This is a genomic window from Tardiphaga sp. 172_B4_N1_3 (genome assembly GCF_052076035.1).
GTDB lineage: Bacteria > Pseudomonadota > Alphaproteobacteria > Rhizobiales > Xanthobacteraceae > Tardiphaga > Tardiphaga robiniae.
Map to the genome: position 1 here is coordinate 3,942,780 of NZ_CP197238.1, position 15,594 is coordinate 3,958,373.

21 protein-coding genes and 1 pseudogene are annotated in these 15,594 nt (G+C 61.6%); 8 read left to right on the forward strand and 14 right to left on the reverse strand.

The window, feature by feature from the left end:
* Positions 1-3 precede the first annotated feature (3 nt).
* Positions 4-665 (reverse strand): annotated as a pseudogene (locus AB7783_RS18695) (GGDEF domain-containing protein).
* Between AB7783_RS18695 and AB7783_RS18700 the strand changes: the two are divergent.
* From AB7783_RS18700 to AB7783_RS18710, 3 genes are read left to right on the forward strand one after another with little or no spacing between them, the layout of a single operon-like run.
* Positions 616-795 carry a hypothetical protein gene (locus AB7783_RS18700; protein ID WP_441279785.1) on the forward strand — a complete coding sequence of 60 codons (180 nt, stop codon included), beginning with the start codon at positions 616-618 and terminating at the stop codon, positions 793-795. The pseudogene AB7783_RS18695 and the gene AB7783_RS18700 overlap by 50 nt on opposite strands.
* Entirely contained in the window at positions 792-1,280 is a 489-nt protein-coding gene (gene purE, locus AB7783_RS18705) for a 5-(carboxyamino)imidazole ribonucleotide mutase (protein ID WP_068728790.1), read from the forward strand. Before AB7783_RS18700 ends, purE begins: the two co-directional genes overlap by 4 nt.
* A gap of 8 nt (positions 1,281-1,288) precedes the next feature.
* Complete coding sequence (locus AB7783_RS18710; protein ID WP_441278456.1) at positions 1,289-2,386, forward strand: 5-(carboxyamino)imidazole ribonucleotide synthase; 1,098 nt, start codon at positions 1,289-1,291, stop codon at positions 2,384-2,386.
* A 25-nt stretch (positions 2,387-2,411) separates the two neighbouring features.
* On the opposite strand, the gene aqpZ is transcribed toward AB7783_RS18710, so the two are convergent.
* Positions 2,412-3,134: an aquaporin Z gene (aqpZ, locus tag AB7783_RS18715; protein ID WP_093757126.1), complete on the reverse strand. Its 723-nt coding sequence runs from the start codon at positions 3,132-3,134 to the stop codon at positions 2,412-2,414.
* Between the two features lie 283 nt (positions 3,135-3,417).
* On the opposite strand from aqpZ, the gene rpsU reads away from it, so the two are divergent.
* Positions 3,418-3,720: a 30S ribosomal protein S21 gene (rpsU, locus tag AB7783_RS18720; RefSeq protein WP_089265892.1), complete on the forward strand. Its 303-nt coding sequence runs from the start codon at positions 3,418-3,420 to the stop codon at positions 3,718-3,720.
* Positions 3,721-3,890: 170 nt separating this feature from the next.
* Positions 3,891-4,550: a tetratricopeptide repeat protein gene (locus AB7783_RS18725; RefSeq protein ID WP_441278457.1), complete on the forward strand. Its 660-nt coding sequence runs from the start codon at positions 3,891-3,893 to the stop codon at positions 4,548-4,550.
* Between the two features lie 85 nt (positions 4,551-4,635).
* Here the strand turns inward: AB7783_RS18725 and AB7783_RS18730 are convergent, their stop codons facing one another.
* The 3 genes from AB7783_RS18730 to AB7783_RS18740 form a co-directional block, all read right to left on the reverse strand.
* Positions 4,636-5,475, reverse strand: a complete 840-nt coding sequence (locus AB7783_RS18730) for a hypothetical protein (protein ID WP_441278458.1) — start codon at positions 5,473-5,475, stop codon at positions 4,636-4,638.
* 166 nt (positions 5,476-5,641) lie between these two features.
* A complete protein-coding gene (locus tag AB7783_RS18735) occupies positions 5,642-5,929 on the reverse strand; it encodes a cupin domain-containing protein (RefSeq protein ID WP_068730343.1) in 288 nt (95 codons plus the stop codon).
* A gap of 20 nt (positions 5,930-5,949) precedes the next feature.
* Positions 5,950-7,050, reverse strand: coding sequence for a calcium:proton antiporter (locus AB7783_RS18740; protein ID WP_089266242.1), 1,101 nt, complete (start codon positions 7,048-7,050; stop codon positions 5,950-5,952).
* 172 nt (positions 7,051-7,222) lie between these two features.
* On the opposite strand from AB7783_RS18740, the gene AB7783_RS18745 reads away from it, so the two are divergent.
* Entirely contained in the window at positions 7,223-7,615 is a 393-nt protein-coding gene (locus tag AB7783_RS18745) for a VOC family protein (RefSeq protein ID WP_441278459.1), read from the forward strand.
* A gap of 66 nt (positions 7,616-7,681) precedes the next feature.
* On the opposite strand, the gene AB7783_RS18750 is transcribed toward AB7783_RS18745, so the two are convergent.
* The 9 genes from AB7783_RS18750 to AB7783_RS18790 form a co-directional block, all read right to left on the reverse strand.
* Positions 7,682-9,085 carry an NAD(P)(+) transhydrogenase (Re/Si-specific) subunit beta gene (locus tag AB7783_RS18750; RefSeq protein ID WP_093757128.1) on the reverse strand — a complete coding sequence of 468 codons (1,404 nt, stop codon included), beginning with the start codon at positions 9,083-9,085 and terminating at the stop codon, positions 7,682-7,684.
* 10 nt (positions 9,086-9,095) lie between these two features.
* Positions 9,096-9,410: a proton-translocating transhydrogenase family protein gene (locus tag AB7783_RS18755; protein WP_089265888.1), complete on the reverse strand. Its 315-nt coding sequence runs from the start codon at positions 9,408-9,410 to the stop codon at positions 9,096-9,098.
* Positions 9,411-9,421: 11 nt separating this feature from the next.
* Positions 9,422-10,552: a Re/Si-specific NAD(P)(+) transhydrogenase subunit alpha gene (locus AB7783_RS18760; protein WP_120287134.1), complete on the reverse strand. Its 1,131-nt coding sequence runs from the start codon at positions 10,550-10,552 to the stop codon at positions 9,422-9,424.
* An 82-nt stretch (positions 10,553-10,634) separates the two neighbouring features.
* Positions 10,635-10,787 carry an aa3-type cytochrome c oxidase subunit IV gene (locus AB7783_RS18765; RefSeq protein ID WP_089265886.1) on the reverse strand — a complete coding sequence of 51 codons (153 nt, stop codon included), beginning with the start codon at positions 10,785-10,787 and terminating at the stop codon, positions 10,635-10,637.
* 108 nt (positions 10,788-10,895) lie between these two features.
* The gene (locus tag AB7783_RS18770; RefSeq protein ID WP_175367820.1) at positions 10,896-11,288 is read right to left on the reverse strand and encodes a type II toxin-antitoxin system death-on-curing family toxin; all 393 of its coding nucleotides are present in this window, start codon (positions 11,286-11,288) and stop codon (positions 10,896-10,898) included.
* Positions 11,285-11,545 carry an AbrB/MazE/SpoVT family DNA-binding domain-containing protein gene (locus tag AB7783_RS18775; RefSeq protein ID WP_120287136.1) on the reverse strand — a complete coding sequence of 87 codons (261 nt, stop codon included), beginning with the start codon at positions 11,543-11,545 and terminating at the stop codon, positions 11,285-11,287. The genes AB7783_RS18770 and AB7783_RS18775 overlap by 4 nt, the downstream gene beginning before the upstream one ends.
* A gap of 72 nt (positions 11,546-11,617) precedes the next feature.
* Complete coding sequence (locus tag AB7783_RS18780) at positions 11,618-13,528, reverse strand: M3 family oligoendopeptidase (protein ID WP_441278460.1); 1,911 nt, start codon at positions 13,526-13,528, stop codon at positions 11,618-11,620.
* Positions 13,529-13,553: 25 nt separating this feature from the next.
* Positions 13,554-13,991, reverse strand: coding sequence for a hypothetical protein (locus AB7783_RS18785; RefSeq protein ID WP_089265883.1), 438 nt, complete (start codon positions 13,989-13,991; stop codon positions 13,554-13,556).
* Positions 13,988-14,281, reverse strand: coding sequence for a helix-turn-helix domain-containing protein (locus AB7783_RS18790; protein ID WP_210210671.1), 294 nt, complete (start codon positions 14,279-14,281; stop codon positions 13,988-13,990). The genes AB7783_RS18785 and AB7783_RS18790 overlap by 4 nt, the downstream gene beginning before the upstream one ends.
* Before the next feature lie 146 nt (positions 14,282-14,427).
* On the opposite strand from AB7783_RS18790, the gene AB7783_RS18795 reads away from it, so the two are divergent.
* Together AB7783_RS18795 and AB7783_RS18800 are read left to right on the forward strand one after the other, a co-directional pair.
* The gene (locus tag AB7783_RS18795; protein ID WP_093757132.1) at positions 14,428-14,769 is read left to right on the forward strand and encodes a hypothetical protein; all 342 of its coding nucleotides are present in this window, start codon (positions 14,428-14,430) and stop codon (positions 14,767-14,769) included.
* 136 nt (positions 14,770-14,905) lie between these two features.
* Entirely contained in the window at positions 14,906-15,559 is a 654-nt protein-coding gene (locus AB7783_RS18800) for a TerC family protein (RefSeq protein ID WP_231079233.1), read from the forward strand.
* The last annotated feature ends 35 nt before the right edge of the window (positions 15,560-15,594 follow it).

Sequence of the window (15,594 nt, forward strand, 5' to 3'; positions counted from 1 at the left end):
TAACTACACTTTCGCGCGTCGCGCGGTCTTGCGCACGTACATCGCCCTGTCGGCCTGAACCAACGCGGCTTCGCCATCGACATCGGGACCCAGCAGTGCGACGCCTGCAGAGGCGCCAGCCGACACGTTGATGTCGCGGAAGACGAAAGTGAGCTGGTCGATCGCGGCTTCCAAAACCTGCGCCTTGGCGCGCGCGTCGACTTCGCTGACATTCCACAGCAACAGCACGAACTCATCACCACCCAGCCGCCCGATCACGTCGGATGCGCGGACATGCCGCCAGAGCACGCCAACCACTGCCTTGAGCACGATGTCGCCGGCCGCGTGACCGAAGGCGTCGTTGATTGGCTTGAGGCGGTCGACATCGAGCACAATCAGTGCACCCGTCGCGCTATAGCGGGCGATGAAGGCCACGGCGCGGGTCAGCTCGCGGGCAAAGCCACGGCGGTTGAGAATGTCGAGCAGGAGTCGGTTCCGCCGAAGCTCGCAATTCGGCAATCTTCGCCTCGGCCTGTGTGAGTTGCGCTTCCAGCCGCCCGAATCGTCAGCGCGGCCGCCGGCGCGCGGCTTTTCGGCAGCGACACCAACGCCTTGGAACCGCGCAACGCCGGCTTCATGGAACGTTTGACCGACTTTGGAGCAGGCGTTCGGGTTTTCTTTTGCATGGGATTTGTTACAAGGCTTGCCAGTCTTCACCAAGACGAGATCATGTTTGCCACGCTCCTTGCCACGCAAGGGGACGACATTGTATTTCCAGCCTATCTTTCTGGATTCGCGAAAGAAAATACGGAATGACCGCGCCCGTCGCCATTATTATGGGAAGCCAGTCGGACTGGGAAACCATGCGCCACGCCGCCGAAACGCTGACAGCGCTCGGCGTATCCCATGAGGCGCGCATCGTCTCGGCCCACCGCACGCCGGACCGGCTGGTCGCATTCGCCAAGGGCGCCAAGGCAGCGGGCTTCCAGATCATCATCGCCGGTGCCGGCGGCGCTGCGCATTTGCCCGGCATGGCCGCGGCGCTGACGGAACTCCCGGTATTCGGCGTGCCCGTGGAATCCAAGGCGCTGTCCGGCGTCGACTCGCTTTATTCGATCGTACAGATGCCGGGCGGCGTGCCCGTCGGCACGCTGGCCATCGGCAAACCCGGCGCGATCAATGCGGCACTGCTCGCGGCGAGCGTGCTGGCGCTGCACGACACGGCACTGGCAACAAAGCTCGCCGCCTGGCGCAAGGCGCAGACCGATGCCGTGGCTGAAAAGCCGGAAGGTGCGGCGTGAGCGCTGTGGTGACGAAGGTTCTCAAGCCGGGCGATACGATCGGCATTCTCGGTGGCGGCCAGCTCGGTCGCATGTTGGCGATGTCCGCAGCACGCCTCGGCCTGCGCTGTCAGGTTTTTTCACCGGATCCGGATTCGCCGGCTTTCGATGTGGTGCAAAATGCGACATGTGCTGAATATGCGGATGTCGAGGCGCTCGAACTGTTCGCCAGCGATTGCGACGTCATCACCTACGAATTCGAGAACGTGCCGGCCGCCACCGCGATGATCCTCGACGCGCGGCGCCCGGTTCTGCCCGCACAGGCCATCCTGCAGACCACGCAGGATCGTCTGGCCGAGAAGGATTTTGTAACGTCACTGGGTATCGGCACGGCCGGTTACGCAGGCGTTGCGAATGCTGGCGAGCTTCATGCCGCGGTCAAGAAGATCGGCCTGCCAGCTGTCATCAAGACGCGTCGCTTCGGTTATGACGGCAAGGGACAGGCAATCATCCGCGAGGGTGACGATCTCGATCAGGTCTGGAAGGATCTCGGCACCAATTCCGCGATCCTTGAAGCCTTCGTGCCATTCGAACGCGAGGTCTCGGTCATCGCTGCACGCGGCGCCGACGGCCATGTCGAATGTTTCGACGTCACCGAAAACGAGCATCGCGATCACATCCTGAAATTCTCCTATGCGCCCGCGCACATCTCCGACGCGCTTGCCGCGAAGGCACGCGAGATCGCCGAGAAGATTGGCACTGCGCTGGGCTATGTCGGCGTGTTCGCGGTCGAACTGTTCGTCGTCCCCGGTCCAAAGGGCTCAATTGACGGCGCGACACTGGTGGTCAACGAGATCGCACCGCGGGTGCACAATTCCGGCCACTGGACGCTCGATGGCGCTTCGGTGTCGCAATTCGAACAGCACATCCGCGCCATCGCCGGCTGGCCGCTCGCCAAACCCGTCCGCCACGGCCAGGTCACCATGATCAACCTGATCGGCGACGACATTCTCGACTACGGCAAGTGGCTTACCGTCCCCGGCGCCACCGTGCATCTCTATGGCAAGGGCGCGCCGAAGCCCGGCCGCAAGATGGGCCACGTGGTTGAAGTGAAGCCGGCGACGTAACGGCGCCGGCTTCACCTCCTCATCGTCAGGCGGTCGCCTTGCCTTCCACCACGCCAGTGGGCTCGTCACTCAGCCAGCGATAGATCGCGCCGCCGAGAACACCGCCAACCAGCGGTGCCACCCAGAACAGCCACAACTGTTGCAGTGCCCAGCCGCCGACAAACAATGCCGGCCCGGTGCTGCGCGCCGGATTCACCGACGTGTTGGTGACTGGAATGCTGACGAGGTGGATCATCACCAGCGCAAGCCCGATTGCCAGCGGCGCAAAGCCCGCAGGCGCCTTGCCGTGTGTGGAGCCCATGATGATGAACAGGAACATCATGGTCATCACGACTTCCATGATGAAGCCCGCGACCATGCTGTATTTGCCTGGCGAATGATCGCCGTAGCCGTTCGACGCAAAGCCCTTGGCAAGGTCGAAACCGGCAGCGCCGCTGGCGATGACATACAACACGGCCGCACCTGCAACCGCACCGACGACCTGCGCAATCACATAAGGGAGAATCTGGCCGGCGGGAAAACGTCCACCTGCCGCAAGGCCCACGGTGACCGCAGGATTGAGATGGCAGCCCGAAACGTGGCCGATGGCATAGGCCATGGTCACGACGCTGAGGCCGAAGGCCAGCGAGACGCCGACGAGACCGATACCGACCTGCGGAAATGCTGCCGCGATTACGGCACTGCCACAACCTGCAAATGTGAGCCAAAAGGTGCCGATCAGCTCGGCCGCGTATTTTTTCCCATTCATGATGCTCTCCGATCGTAATCGGCGTCCCGGCTGAGTCGCCACGGGAATTATGCGTCCGTGCTCCAATACCTGTCGAGACAGGGAACCTGCCCTATCCCCACCCGGGAAAATTCGGAAAAAATAGGTTATTTTCCCGGCCCAGAAGGTTAAAATGACGGCGCCGCAAGGTGGACATTCGCCATTTCATCTGGTACATCGGCGCCCTTGAGGTTAAGGGCATGGCCTTTGTCGGCCCTTCACTTTACCGAAATTCAAATCCGATCAATTGAAAAGAGGATGCCGCGTGCAGGTTCTCGTTCGCGATAATAACGTCGATCAGGCTCTCAAGGCGCTGAAGAAGAAGATGCAGCGCGAGGGTATTTTCCGCGAGATGAAGCTCCGCGGTCACTACGAGAAGCCCTCTGAGAAGAAGGCTCGCGAGAAGGCTGAGGCTGTGCGTCGCGCACGCAAGCTGGCTCGCAAGAAGCTGCAGCGCGAAGGCCTGCTGCCGATGAAGCCGAAGCCGGTGTTCGGCGCGGGTCCTGGCGCCGATCGTGGCGGCCGTCCCGGCGCTGGCGGCGCAGGCGCTCCGCGTCCGGCGCGCTAAGCACACTTCATCCACCGAGTTTGATAACGCGGGCCAAAGCCCGCGTTATTTTTTTGCGCAGTTGCTTTTTGCCCGAACTACTTCCTTGGCGCGCTGGTCTTGATCGGGTGCATTTTGCCCGATGTCGCGCTACCAATAGGTCATTGGTCGCTGCGTGAGATTGGCCCTGCATGGAATGTCCCGTCCGCAAGTCCCCGTCCCGCTTCGGCGCCCGCGGCCTTACCGCGATTGCCCTTATAGTTACGGGTCTGTGCGGCACCGGATGCTCGTTCAACCTGTCGGCACTAACACCAGGGTCTGACAAGGACGAACCGAAGACGACGGTTCTGGCGCCCCCGCCGCCCGCGAATTCCGGCAAGACCAATCCGCAGGATGCACAGATCCACGCTGCACGCGCGCAGGCGCTCGCACAGTCCGGAAAGCCCGATGACGCGCTGCTGGCCTTCAATCAGGCACTCGACCTCGATCCGCACAGTGCGCAGACCTTCTACCAACGCGGGCTGCTCTATCAGTCCGAGAAGAAATATGAATTCGCCATTGCGGATTTTACGTCAGCCAACGGCCTGACGCCGCAGCAGGCGGATCCCCTGCTCGGCCGCGCGCAATGCTATCTCGCCCTCGGGAAACATCAGGAAGCCGCAGCGGATCTCGACGAGGCTTCGCAGGTGGCACCGGGCAATGCCCAGGTCTGGCTGACCCGCGGCGCGACCTATGAGAAGCTTGGCGACAGGGCCAAGGCCGCAGACTCCTACAGCCGCGCGGTCGCGCTGCGCCCGAAGGACGATGCAGCGCGGAGCGGCCTCGCCCGCATGGGTGGACGCGCGGGCTAGCTAAAGCTGGCAGGGGTCAGGCTGATAGCAATACGACGTCGCCCTGCATGCGTGAGAGCGACGCGCGGAGAATCCACCGGTTCCCTTACCGCTCGAACGGGCGCGGGATCACCGAATTGAGCACCGACTTTGCCGCAGACAGCACATCTTCGGCCACGTTGGTGCGCTCAGATCGCGGTGTGCCAGCAGCATCCGCCTGCAGGTCCACCGGCTGCGGCGCCGGGATCTCGCCAGGCGGTCGCATGCGCCGCGCTTCGGAACGCTCAGACTGCGGCGAAGGCATAGGATCGAACTTCTCGACGCTTGGCGTCGCCACCACGATTGGCGGCGGCAGCTGCTGCATCGACGGAGGGGAAACAGTCCGCGCGGCTTCCTGCACCCGCGGCGCCTCCGGAGCGCGCGGGGTCTCAGCCGTACGGGCAGCTTCCTGGGGGCGCGGCTCGCTGCGGTTCAGGCGCTCGATGGCAGCACGGGCGAGATCGTTGGCGTCGCGGCGTTCATCGGCACTGGCATTTGCCGCCGGCGCGGTGCCCACGGTGGCAAGGACGGACGCAGGCGCCGCTGGAGCCGGCGCGGGCTTGGCCGCTGCCTTCTCGCGCAATGCCGGCTGATGGCGGCGCGGCTCGGGTGTCGTGGCCGCCTCGGGCTTTTCGATGCTGGCCTTCTCGACCACCGGCTTGTCGCCGGCCTTGGCCGGGGCCGATTCGGGCAGATTGGCGAGGTCGGCAGAATTCTCGGCGGGCTTGGCTGTCGCTGCCTTGGTGTCAGGTTTCTGCTCCGCAGGCGTCGATGCGACAGCCGCAGCGGGGCGATCCGGGCTCGCCTTCGGGATGATGTAGTGATTGACGATATAGGCACCCACGATCGTCGCCAGAATCGACGGCAAGATATCGATGGTGAACTTCGAGAGATACTTGTGCAGCATGAACCGGCCTCTTCCCCAAGCTGCTTCATGCTAGGAATTTGAGGCTGATTCAGGGATCAATCGCGACGGATCGAAGGCAAAGTTCCAATCCGTCGCAGTGAATTGTTTCAGGTGGTCCTCAGCAGGCTAAACACAATGAACCGGCAGCCGCTGGAGGCAGACAAGGTTAAGCTTTCTTAACCTCGACCTCGAGAAACACGATTTCCTTGTCGGTTTCATTCAGAACGTCATGCTCGACGCCTGCCTTGCGGAAATAGGATTTGCCGGTCGTGATCGGCGCCTGCGAGCGGGTTCCGTCCGGCGCAACGATGGTCATCACGCTCGTGGTGATCGGAACGATCACATAGTCCATCCCATGGGTGTGGTGACCAGTCGCTGCGCCAGGCGCGAGCCGCCATTCGGTGACGCGAACTTCGGGCGTGTCCTGCTGAACGTCGGACTGGGCAGCGAGCATCGTCTCATTCTCCAAAGTGGTCACGGCACAAACACCATGAAGATGAATACCGCAAACACCACCAAGTGAACCAGCCCGAACAGGATGTTTGTGCGTCCGGTGCCAAAGGTCAGCATGCTCAGCACGAACGTCATCACCAGCAGCACCATCTTCTGCGCACTGAGACCGAGCACCAGTTCCTTGTTTAACGCATAGGCCGCCACCGCAACCGCAGGTATCGTCAGTCCGATAGTGGCGAGCGATGAGCCGAGTGCGAGGTTGATGCTCTTCTGCAGATCGTTGCCACGCGCGGCAGAAATGGCGGCGACGCTTTCCGGCAGCAAGATCAGCAGCGCCACGAGAATGCCGGCGAAAGCTTCCGGTGCACCGATCCGTTCGATACCGGCGTCCACCACCAGCGAGAATTTCTTCGCCAGCAGCACCACCGCCAGCAACGAGACCAGCAGCAAAACGGCGCTGACGGCAAGAAGACGGTTGGAAACATGCCCGCCTGCGGCACCTTCGCTACTTCCGTCTGCAACGAAGTAATCCTGATGTCGGATGGTCTGTGTGTAGAGAAACACCGCATAGAGCATGATGGTGGCGACGCTAACGAAGGCGAGCTGTGCGTTCGAATAGAACGGTCCCGGAGTGGTCAGGGTGTAATTCGGCAGGATCAGCGTGATCGTCGCCATCACAATCAGCACACTGAGATAAATATTCGAGCCCGTGACCTGAAAATCCTGCTCTCGGTAACGCAACCCTCCGACGAGGATGCAGATGCCAACCAACCCGTTGCAAACGATCATCACCACCGCGAAGACAGTATCGCGCGCCAGCGTCGGGACGGCCTTGTCACCCAGCATGATGGAGGCGATCAGCGCCACCTCGATGATAGTCACGGCCAGTGTCAGCAACAGCGTGCCGAACGGTTCGCCGATCTTGTGTGCGATGACTTCGGCATGATGCACGGCGGCGAACACCGTGCCGAACAGGATGACCAGCAGAACAACCGCGAACACAATGCCAGCAGTCGTCTCCGTGAATCCGATCCCGAGCGAAGGGATCGACGTCGCGATAAAAAGCAGAACGGCCAACGTGGGGAAAATCCAGGACGATCTGGGCATGGGATGTGCTGACATCAAGCAAGTGTCCTGATTGAAAACGGGTTCGGCAGCAAGCGACACGCCGCCATTGCAGACCCACAAAACCGATTGCGCGGCGGGATCATGCCGTCTCGCCAAACTGCATATGATGCGTATAGTTGCGTATCGCCTGAAGGTGAGTTTGCAAGAAAGTGGGAGAGGAAGCGAGATGTTTTCACATGTCATGATCGGCACCAACGACCTCGAAGCCGCGAAGTCGTTTTATGACAAGCTGCTCGGCACGCTGGGCGTCCCGCCCGGCGCCGTCGATCGCCACCGGGTTTTCTGGCGGACCAAGACGGGTACTTTCTCGGTGTCGAAGCCGATCAATGGCGAGCCTGCTTGCGCTGCCAATGGCGGCACCATCGGCTTTCTCGCCAAATCGCAGGAAGAAGCCGATGCCTGGCACGCCGCCGGCATCGCCAATGGCGCCACCACCTGCGAAGAGCCGCCGGGCATCCGCGAAGGCGGCGTGAAGCTTTATCTGGCCTATCTGCGCGACCCCGACGGCAACAAGCTGTGCGCGCTGTATCGCTTGCCAAAGGCAGACGCTGCGAGCTGACCTTTCAAACAAAAAAAACGCCCGGCTTGTAGCCGGGCGTTTTGATGAAGGTCATCAGGGTGGGACTTACATCGCCTTGACGATGTTCTCCGTCACCTTCTTCGCGTCGCCGAGCAGCATCATGGTGTTGTCGCGATAGAACAGCGGGTTGTCGATGCCGGCATAGCCGGACGCCAGCGAGCGCTTGATGAACATCACGGTGCCGGCCTTCCACACCTGCAGCACCGGCATGCCGTAGATCGGCGAGGTCTTGTCGTCTTCCGCCGCCGGATTGGTGACGTCGTTGGCGCCGATAACGAAGGCGATGTCAGCCTGCGCGAATTCCGAATTGATGTCCTCGAGTTCGAACACCTCATCATAAGGCACGTTGGCTTCCGCCAGCAGCACGTTCATGTGGCCCGGCATACGGCCGGCCACCGGGTGAATGGCGTATTTCACCTCGACGCCTTCCTTCTTCAGCGTATCGGCCATCTCACGCAGCGCATGTTGCGCCTGCGCCACCGCCATGCCGTAGCCGGGCACGATGATGACCTTCTGCGCGTTCTTCATGATAAAGGCTGCGTCGTCCGCCGAGCCGAGCTTGGCCGGCTTCTGCTCACCCGAGCCACCACCGGCTGCAGCGGTCTCGCCGCCGAAGCCGCCGAGGATGACCGAGATGAAGGAGCGGTTCATCGCGTGGCACATGATGTAGGACAGGATCGCGCCGGACGAGCCGACCAGCGCACCGGTGATGATCAGCGCCGAATTGCCCAGCGTAAAGCCGATGCCCGCAGCTGCCCAGCCGGAATAGGAGTTCAGCATCGAGATCACGACCGGCATGTCGGCGCCGCCGATCGGGATGATCAGCAGAGCGCCGAGCACCAGTGCGATGACGGTGATGAGCCAGAAATCCACGGCGCTGCCCGAGCGGACCAGACCGAAGATGAAGAACACCAGCGCCAGGCCGAGCGCGATATTGATGATGTGACGCGCCGGCAGGATGATCGGCGAGCCGCTCATGCGGCCGGAGAGCTTGGCGAACGCGATCACCGAGCCGGTGAAGGTCAGCGCGCCGATGGCGACGCCGAGCGACATTTCGACGAGGCTGGCGCCGACGATCTTCTTGGTCACCGGATCGAGAATGCCGAAGGCTTCCGGCGCATAGAACGCGCCGGCGGCAACCAGCACCGCGGCCATGCCGACCAGCGAGTGGAAGGCCGCGACCAGTTCGGGCATCGAGGTCATCGGCACGCGCTTGGCGATGACCGCGCCGATGCCGCCACCGATGGCGATACCGAGGATCACCAGGACCCAGCCGAGCCCATCGGCCGGCGGATGCGCGGCCAGCGTGGTGCCCACGGCGATGACCATGCCGGCCATACCGAGGAAATTACCCTGCCGGCTGGACGCCGGGCTGGACAGCCCGCGCAGCGACAGGATGAAGAGGATGCCCGCGACGAGATAGAGCAGTGCGGCGAGATTGGCGTTCATCGGGCTGCCCTTACTTCTTTTTCTTCTGGTACATCGCAAGCATGCGCTGCGTGACCAGGAAGCCGCCGAAAATATTGACGCATGCAAAGATCAGCGCGACGAAGCCGAAGCCGCGCGCCAAGGCGCCGCCACTGCCGACCATGTTGACGCCGACCGCGAGCAGTGCGCCGACCACGATCACCGAGGAGATCGCATTGGTCACCGACATCAGCGGCGTATGCAGCGCGGGCGTCACCGACCACACCACGAAATAGCCGACGAACACGGCAAGCACGAAGATCGAGAGCTGAAAGACGAACGGGCTGACCAGCGAGGCATGATCCATGGCAGCGCTCCTTAAGCGGTCTTCGGCTGAAAGTTCGGATGAATGACGGCGCCGTCCTTGGTCAAGGCCGTTGCCTTGACCAGTTCGTCGTCCCAGTTCACCGCGAGCGCCTTGGTCTCTTTGTTGACCAACGTTTCGATGAACGAGAACAGATTGCGCGCATAGAGGCTCGACGCCGAGGCGGCGACGCGGCCGGCGACATTGGTATAACCAACGATCTTGATGCCGTTGACGTCAGCGACTTCGCCGGGCTTGGCGCCTTCAACATTGCCGCCGCGTTCGACGGCGAGATCGACCAGCACTGAGCCGGGCTTCATGGACGCCACCATCTCGGCCGTTACCAGACGCGGCGCCGGACGACCCGGGATCAGCGCGGTGGTGATAATGATGTCCTGCTTCTTGATGTGCTCGGCGGTGAGCGCGGCCTGCTTGGCCTGATATTCCTTGGACATTTCCTTGGCGTAACCGCCGGCGGTCTGCGCGTTCTTGAACTCGTCGTCTTCCACGGCGAGGAATTTCGCGCCGAGGCTCTCGACCTGCTCTTTGGTGGCCGGACGCACATCCGTCGCGGTGACCACCGCGCCCAAGCGGCGCGCGGTCGCGATCGCCTGCAGGCCGGCGACGCCGACGCCCATCACGAATACCTTGGCGGCCGGAATGGTGCCGGCCGCGGTCATCATCATCGGGAAGGCGCGGCCGAAGCTCTCGGCGGCCTCGATGACGGCGCGGTAGCCGGCGAGATTGGCCTGGCTCGACAGCACGTCCATCACCTGCGCGCGGGTGATGCGCGGCATCAGCTCCATCGCGAAGGCCGACACGCCGGCATCGGCCATTGCCTTCAGTGCGGCATCGTTGCCATAGGGGTCCATGATCGCGATCACCAGCGCACCGCGCTTGTAACCGGCGAGTTCGGACACCTCAGGACGCTTCACCTTGATGACGATGTCGGCGTCCTTCACCGCATCGGCGCTGATGGTGGCGCCCACGGCCGTGTATTCCGAATCCGGCAGGCCGGACTTGATGCCGGCGCCAGGCTCAATCGCCACATCGACGCCGAGCGCCTTGAACTTCTTCACCGTGTCGGGCGAGATCGCCACGCGCGGTTCGGACGGATCGATTTCCTTGGCAACGGCAATCTTCATGGGGCCTCCGGCGGCGCAAGGCACGCGCGTGAGCAAATAGGACAGGACGCCACCCGAGTCGGGCGGCGCAATCGGCGATAGATCAGGTGAGGAAGATGCCCATCAGGGCTACGATGGCGATGACGCCGATGGTGCCCCACTTCACCAGCATGAGAAAGCCCTCATAGGTCTGCTCATGCGCCGGATAGTCGTTGCCATCGGCCGTGGTGTAAGCGACTTCGCTGTGATCGGACATCAGGGTCTCCCGCCTCGTATTTCGTATGTTGCCACGGAATTAGCGTAATTGATTAGGGAGAGCAACGGTTGCTGGCATACCACGGCAATCTTTACATACCGCAGTGCATCAGGCCGGCCAGTTGTCCCGAATCCAGCGCGTGAGCGATTGCTCGCTGACTTCGCCGGCAGCAAGGGCAAGGATGATCTCTGTAGCTTGGCCGGGATCTGGGGCGAATGAGATATCATTCATGCGCAAGAACACCATCATCGCATGAAAGGCGATGCGTTTGTTGCCATCAACGAACGCATGATTTTTGGCGAGACCGTATCCATAAGCTGCAGCAAGCGCCGCCATATCAGTCTCGCCGTAATGCCATTGATTGATCGGCCGTAGCACTGCCGACTCAAGGAGGCCGTGGTCCCGAACACCTTCGGGACCACCAAACATAGCAAGCTGTTCCGCGTGCATGTCGATTACTTCATCGACATCAAGCCACAATGGCTCGAATGTCGCGTTCATTTGGCCAGCGCGGCGAATGTATCCCTGTATTCGTGCATCACCTTGCGGGCGATTTCCATCGTCCGCGCATGCTTCGGATTGAAGGGAGACAGCCGCAAGCTTCCGTCTGGCTGTTCAACCGGATAGAATTTGTCGCCCTCCTTCAAATTGAGGCGCGCGAGCAATTCCTTCGGCAAAATCACTCCCACCGAATTACCAATTTTACGAATTTGAAGCGCCGTTGCCTCGAATTCGGGATTCCGGGCAGCTCCATTCATAGGTCTAACTCCCTGTTGTACGGAATGTATAACAGAAAGCTCGCGTACGTACAACAAATGTTTTACGCACGCCTACCCCATCGCTTCCAGCTCATCGATCATCCCTGAGATGACCGAGAGGCCGCCATCCCAGAAAGCCGGGTCCTTGGCGTCGAGACCAAAGGGCTTCAGCAGTTCGGAATAGTGCTTGGTGCCGCCGGCGGCGAGCATCGCGAGATAGCGCTCTGCAAAACCTTCCTGGGCATTCTCGTAAACCGCGTAGAGCGAGTTCACGAGACAATCGCCGAAGGCATAGGCATAGACGTAGAACGGCGAATGGATGAAGTGCGGGATGTACATCCAGAAGTTCTCGTAACCCGGTTTGATCTCGATCGCCGGCCCAAGGCTTTCGGTCTGCACGCTGAGCCAGAGTTCGCCAAGCCGCTGCGCGGTGAGTTCGCCGTGGCGGCGCTCGGTGTGAACAGCGCGCTCGAATGAATAGAACGCGATCTGCCGCACCACCGTGTTGATCATGTCCTCGACCTTTCCCGCCAGCAGCGCCTGACGCTGCTTGGCGCTCTTGGTCTGCGACAGCAGCCGTTTGAAGGTCAGCATCTCGCCGAACACGCTGGCGGTTTCGGCCAGCGTCAACGGCGTCGGCGCCATCAGCGCACCGTTGCGGGCGGCGAGCACCTGATGCACGCCATGGCCAAGTTCGTGGGCGAGCGTCATCACGTCGCGCGGCTTGCCCTGATAGTTCATCAACACATAGGGATGCGCCGACGGCGTGGTCGGATGCGAGAACGCTCCGGGCGCCTTGCCCGGGCGCACCGGCGCATCGATCCAGCGATCGGTGAAGAAGCGCTTGGCGATATTGGCCATGTCAGGTGAAAACGCGCCATAGGCAGATAGCACCATGTCCTGTGCGTCCGACCATGGAATCGTACCGGTCGGCGCAAACGGCAGCGGCGCATTGCGGTCCCAATGGGCGAGCTTCTTCTTGCCGAACCAACGCGCCTTCAATTGATAATAGCGATGCGACAGCCGCGGATAGGCTGCGCGCACGGACGACACCAGTGCATCGACGACTTCGCGCTCGACGCGATTGTTGAGATGGCGGGAATCCGCAATGTCCTGGAAACCGCGCCAGCGGTCGGAGATTTCCTTGTCCTTGGCCAGCGTGTTGGTGATCAGCGCAAAGGTGCGCTCATTGGCCTTGAAGGTTTTCGCCAGCGCCTGCCCGGCCGCCTTGCGCTTGGCCGGCGCGCGGTCCTGCAGCATGGTCAACGTTGGCTCGATCGCCAGCTCCTTGCCGCCGAGCTTGAAGCGAAGCCCCGCGATGGTCTGATCAAACAGGCGGTTGAAGGCGCCATAACCGGTCTGGGACTTCTCGTGAAACAGCTGCTCGACGCGGTCTTCGAGCTGATAGGGCTTGTCCTTGCGGCTGTCTTCGATCCACGGCCGGTAGTGGCCAAGCTCGGGCGTCTGCATCGCCTGCTCGATCACGGCATCGTCGACACGATTGAGTTCGAGGCCGAAGAAGAGGAGATGCACCGACGCCGCGGTGATGCGCTCGGAGACGTCGCCGTAGAATTTCGAAATCGCAGGATCGACGCTGTCGCCGGCATGGACGAGACCGGCATAGGAGCCGAGCCGGCCGGCCAGATCGTCGATCGCCTCATAACGGCGAACAGCGCCCGCGAGCCACACACCGCCGCCGGGCTTAGCCGTCTCTTCCGCGAGCTTGCCCTTGTAATCGGCTTCGAAGGCCGCGCATTCGGCATCGATCTTGTCCAGATCTCCGGCAATCTCCGGCGCGTCGATCGCCGTGTAGAGATCCGCAAGATCCCATTCCGGCAGCTTGCCCCCCGGTGATTTGGCCGATGATTTCGACGCCAGCTTGCTCACCGCTTTTTTGGCCGGAGCGGATTTGCGCGAAACAGTTTTGCGAGAAGCGGTCTTTCGAGCAGGCTTGGCAGTCCGGGCAGTCGCAGATTTCGTCATGAATACTTTCGGTTGGATGCAGCCGTCACACGAAAGCAGCGAGCTGCGGAGCGAAATGGACAAGCAGTTCTTCGCCCTCGGTCATCAAGGGTTCGATCTCGTCATGAAGCATATGGCGAATCGTACACCACACCATGACAATCCGTGCGACAAGCCACCATCGCGTCCCGCGCAGCGCAGTGCGGGCATGCGCCGCCACCAGCGGCAGGCTGCGATGCTCGAACAACAGGCGCCCGGTGCCGTCTTCGAGAATGTACTGGCCATCCACGCGCGATACGCACAATTCGCAGGCCTGCTCCGGCTGCGGTCCCAGCAGATAGAGCTGCGCATCGCCGTTCTCAGTGATGCCAGTCTCCCATTCGCGGCCGCGATGCCCGAGATTGATCGTGTCGGCAAGCGTTGCGAGCTCGGTCTCGCTCCACGCGCCCTGCAGCGGTTTGCGCTGAAATGCGATGACGTTCATTTGGGTGCTCCAAACAGCAGCCGGTGCAATTCCGGCTCGTAATAGACCAGCAAATGTTTTGCGAAGGCGGCCGGCTCCAGACCGAGCTGAATGGCCCATGCTTCCATCGTTTCGGTGGGCACCCGACTGAAGCCGTTCTCAACCTGCGAGATGAACGTGTAATATTTGAGACCAAGTTTTGCGGCGAGATCGACCTGCGACAACCCGGCTTCCGCTCGCCGCGCCTTCAGCCAATCCCCAGCCTGTTTTCGCAACTGCCGCGCTTCCGGCAAGGCTTTGCCGCGCTGCACTCCAGCGAAATCCTCTTGATTTTCGCCACGTTTCATGATTACGAAACTATCCAGTATGAATTGAAGATCTGACGACTTCCTGTAGCACGACTATCGAGCTGCAAGAACGTTGCGGACGGGATGAAACGATACCCGACAGGACAACGATGGCCTTTACGGATCGCAACAGCATTGGCCGCAATTATGCGCCTCCTGCCCCTCATCGGGTCAAGGAGCTGTTTGCCGCAACCCTTTTGCTGGCGCTGACCGCGGCACTGGCCTTGCGCGCATTTGTCTCGCTCGATGCGCTGGCGCCGATGGTCGCCACCCTGCTATTCGCACTTGCAGCATTGATGGCCGGTGGCGCGCTGATTCCGCGGAACTTCGCGCGGCGCGCGACCTGGTTCGATGTCGCCGGCGTCCTGACCTTCATCGGCGTCGGCATCACCATTCTCATCGAGCCCGACCAGATGGTTCGGCTTGTCACCCTCTCGGATCAACCCGAGTAACGGATCGGATCAACCGCGGGATCAAACCCGCATGTTTGCAAAGCACGACTTTTAACAAGCACGTCCTGGCCCGGGCCCCTCTGGCAGTTCACCCGAACTGTGATGTCGGACTGGACGTTCATACGGAGTGGCCCACATGACAGACTTCTTCACCGCTGAAGCTATGACTGCACTTTTCCAGGTCGTGATGATCGACCTGGTCCTCGCCGGCGACAACGCCATCGTGATCGGCCTTGCGGCCGCCGGCCTTCCCAAGGAACAGCGCGGCAAAGCCATCCTGATCGGCATCATCGCCGCCACCATCCTGCGCATCGGCTTCGCCAGCATCACCGTCCAACTGCTGCAGATCATCGGCCTGCTTCTGGCCGGCGGCATCCTCTTGCTGTGGGTGTGCTGGAAGATGTGGCGCGAATTGCGCGCCGGGCATGAGCACGATCTCGACGCGCTCGAGAACCAGCTCAATGCCGATGGCACGGCCAACGGCCCGCGCAAGACGCTTGGCCAGGCGATCTGGCAGATCACCGTCGCCGATGTGTCGATGTCGCTGGACAACGTGCTCGCGGTCGCCGGTGCCGCGCGTGAGCACCCGAGCATCCTGATCTTCGGCCTTGTGCTGTCGATCGCGCTGATGGGTCTCGCCGCCTCCTTCATCGCCAAGCTGCTGCAGAAGCACCGCTGGATCGCCTATGTCGGCCTCGCCATCATTCTCTATGTGGCGGGTGACATGATCTATCGCGGTGCCCGCGAAGTCTGGCCCTATGCGACGGCTTACCTCGCCCCGGTGTTATGAAAGCATTAAGGCTTTGATCGCCATGGTGGCTCAAA

Bases quoted from the DNA above. Each gene is read 5' to 3' on its own strand.
- AB7783_RS18700 (WP_441279785.1), top strand. From the start codon at position 616: ATGGAACGTTTGACCGACTTTGGAGCAGGCGTTCGGGTTTTCTTTTGC.
- purE (WP_068728790.1), top strand. From the start codon at position 792: ATGACCGCGCCCGTCGCCATTATTATGGGAAGCCAGTCGGACTGGGAA.
- aqpZ (WP_093757126.1), bottom strand. From the start codon at position 3,134: ATGAATGGGAAAAAATACGCGGCCGAGCTGATCGGCACCTTTTGGCTC.
- AB7783_RS18725 (WP_441278457.1), top strand. From the start codon at position 3,891: ATGGAATGTCCCGTCCGCAAGTCCCCGTCCCGCTTCGGCGCCCGCGGC.
- AB7783_RS18730 (WP_441278458.1), bottom strand. From the start codon at position 5,475: ATGCTGCACAAGTATCTCTCGAAGTTCACCATCGATATCTTGCCGTCG.
- AB7783_RS18735 (WP_068730343.1), bottom strand. From the start codon at position 5,929: ATGCTCGCTGCCCAGTCCGACGTTCAGCAGGACACGCCCGAAGTTCGC.
- AB7783_RS18740 (WP_089266242.1), bottom strand. From the start codon at position 7,050: ATGTCAGCACATCCCATGCCCAGATCGTCCTGGATTTTCCCCACGTTG.
- AB7783_RS18745 (WP_441278459.1), top strand. From the start codon at position 7,223: ATGTTTTCACATGTCATGATCGGCACCAACGACCTCGAAGCCGCGAAG.
- AB7783_RS18750 (WP_093757128.1), bottom strand. From the start codon at position 9,085: ATGAACGCCAATCTCGCCGCACTGCTCTATCTCGTCGCGGGCATCCTC.
- AB7783_RS18755 (WP_089265888.1), bottom strand. From the start codon at position 9,410: ATGGATCATGCCTCGCTGGTCAGCCCGTTCGTCTTTCAGCTCTCGATC.
- AB7783_RS18760 (WP_120287134.1), bottom strand. From the start codon at position 10,552: ATGAAGATTGCCGTTGCCAAGGAAATCGATCCGTCCGAACCGCGCGTG.
- AB7783_RS18765 (WP_089265886.1), bottom strand. From the start codon at position 10,787: ATGTCCGATCACAGCGAAGTCGCTTACACCACGGCCGATGGCAACGAC.
- AB7783_RS18770 (WP_175367820.1), bottom strand. From the start codon at position 11,288: ATGAACGCGACATTCGAGCCATTGTGGCTTGATGTCGATGAAGTAATC.
- AB7783_RS18775 (WP_120287136.1), bottom strand. From the start codon at position 11,545: ATGAATGGAGCTGCCCGGAATCCCGAATTCGAGGCAACGGCGCTTCAA.
- AB7783_RS18780 (WP_441278460.1), bottom strand. From the start codon at position 13,528: ATGACGAAATCTGCGACTGCCCGGACTGCCAAGCCTGCTCGAAAGACC.
- AB7783_RS18785 (WP_089265883.1), bottom strand. From the start codon at position 13,991: ATGAACGTCATCGCATTTCAGCGCAAACCGCTGCAGGGCGCGTGGAGC.
- AB7783_RS18795 (WP_093757132.1), top strand. From the start codon at position 14,428: ATGGCCTTTACGGATCGCAACAGCATTGGCCGCAATTATGCGCCTCCT.
- AB7783_RS18800 (WP_231079233.1), top strand. From the start codon at position 14,906: ATGACAGACTTCTTCACCGCTGAAGCTATGACTGCACTTTTCCAGGTC.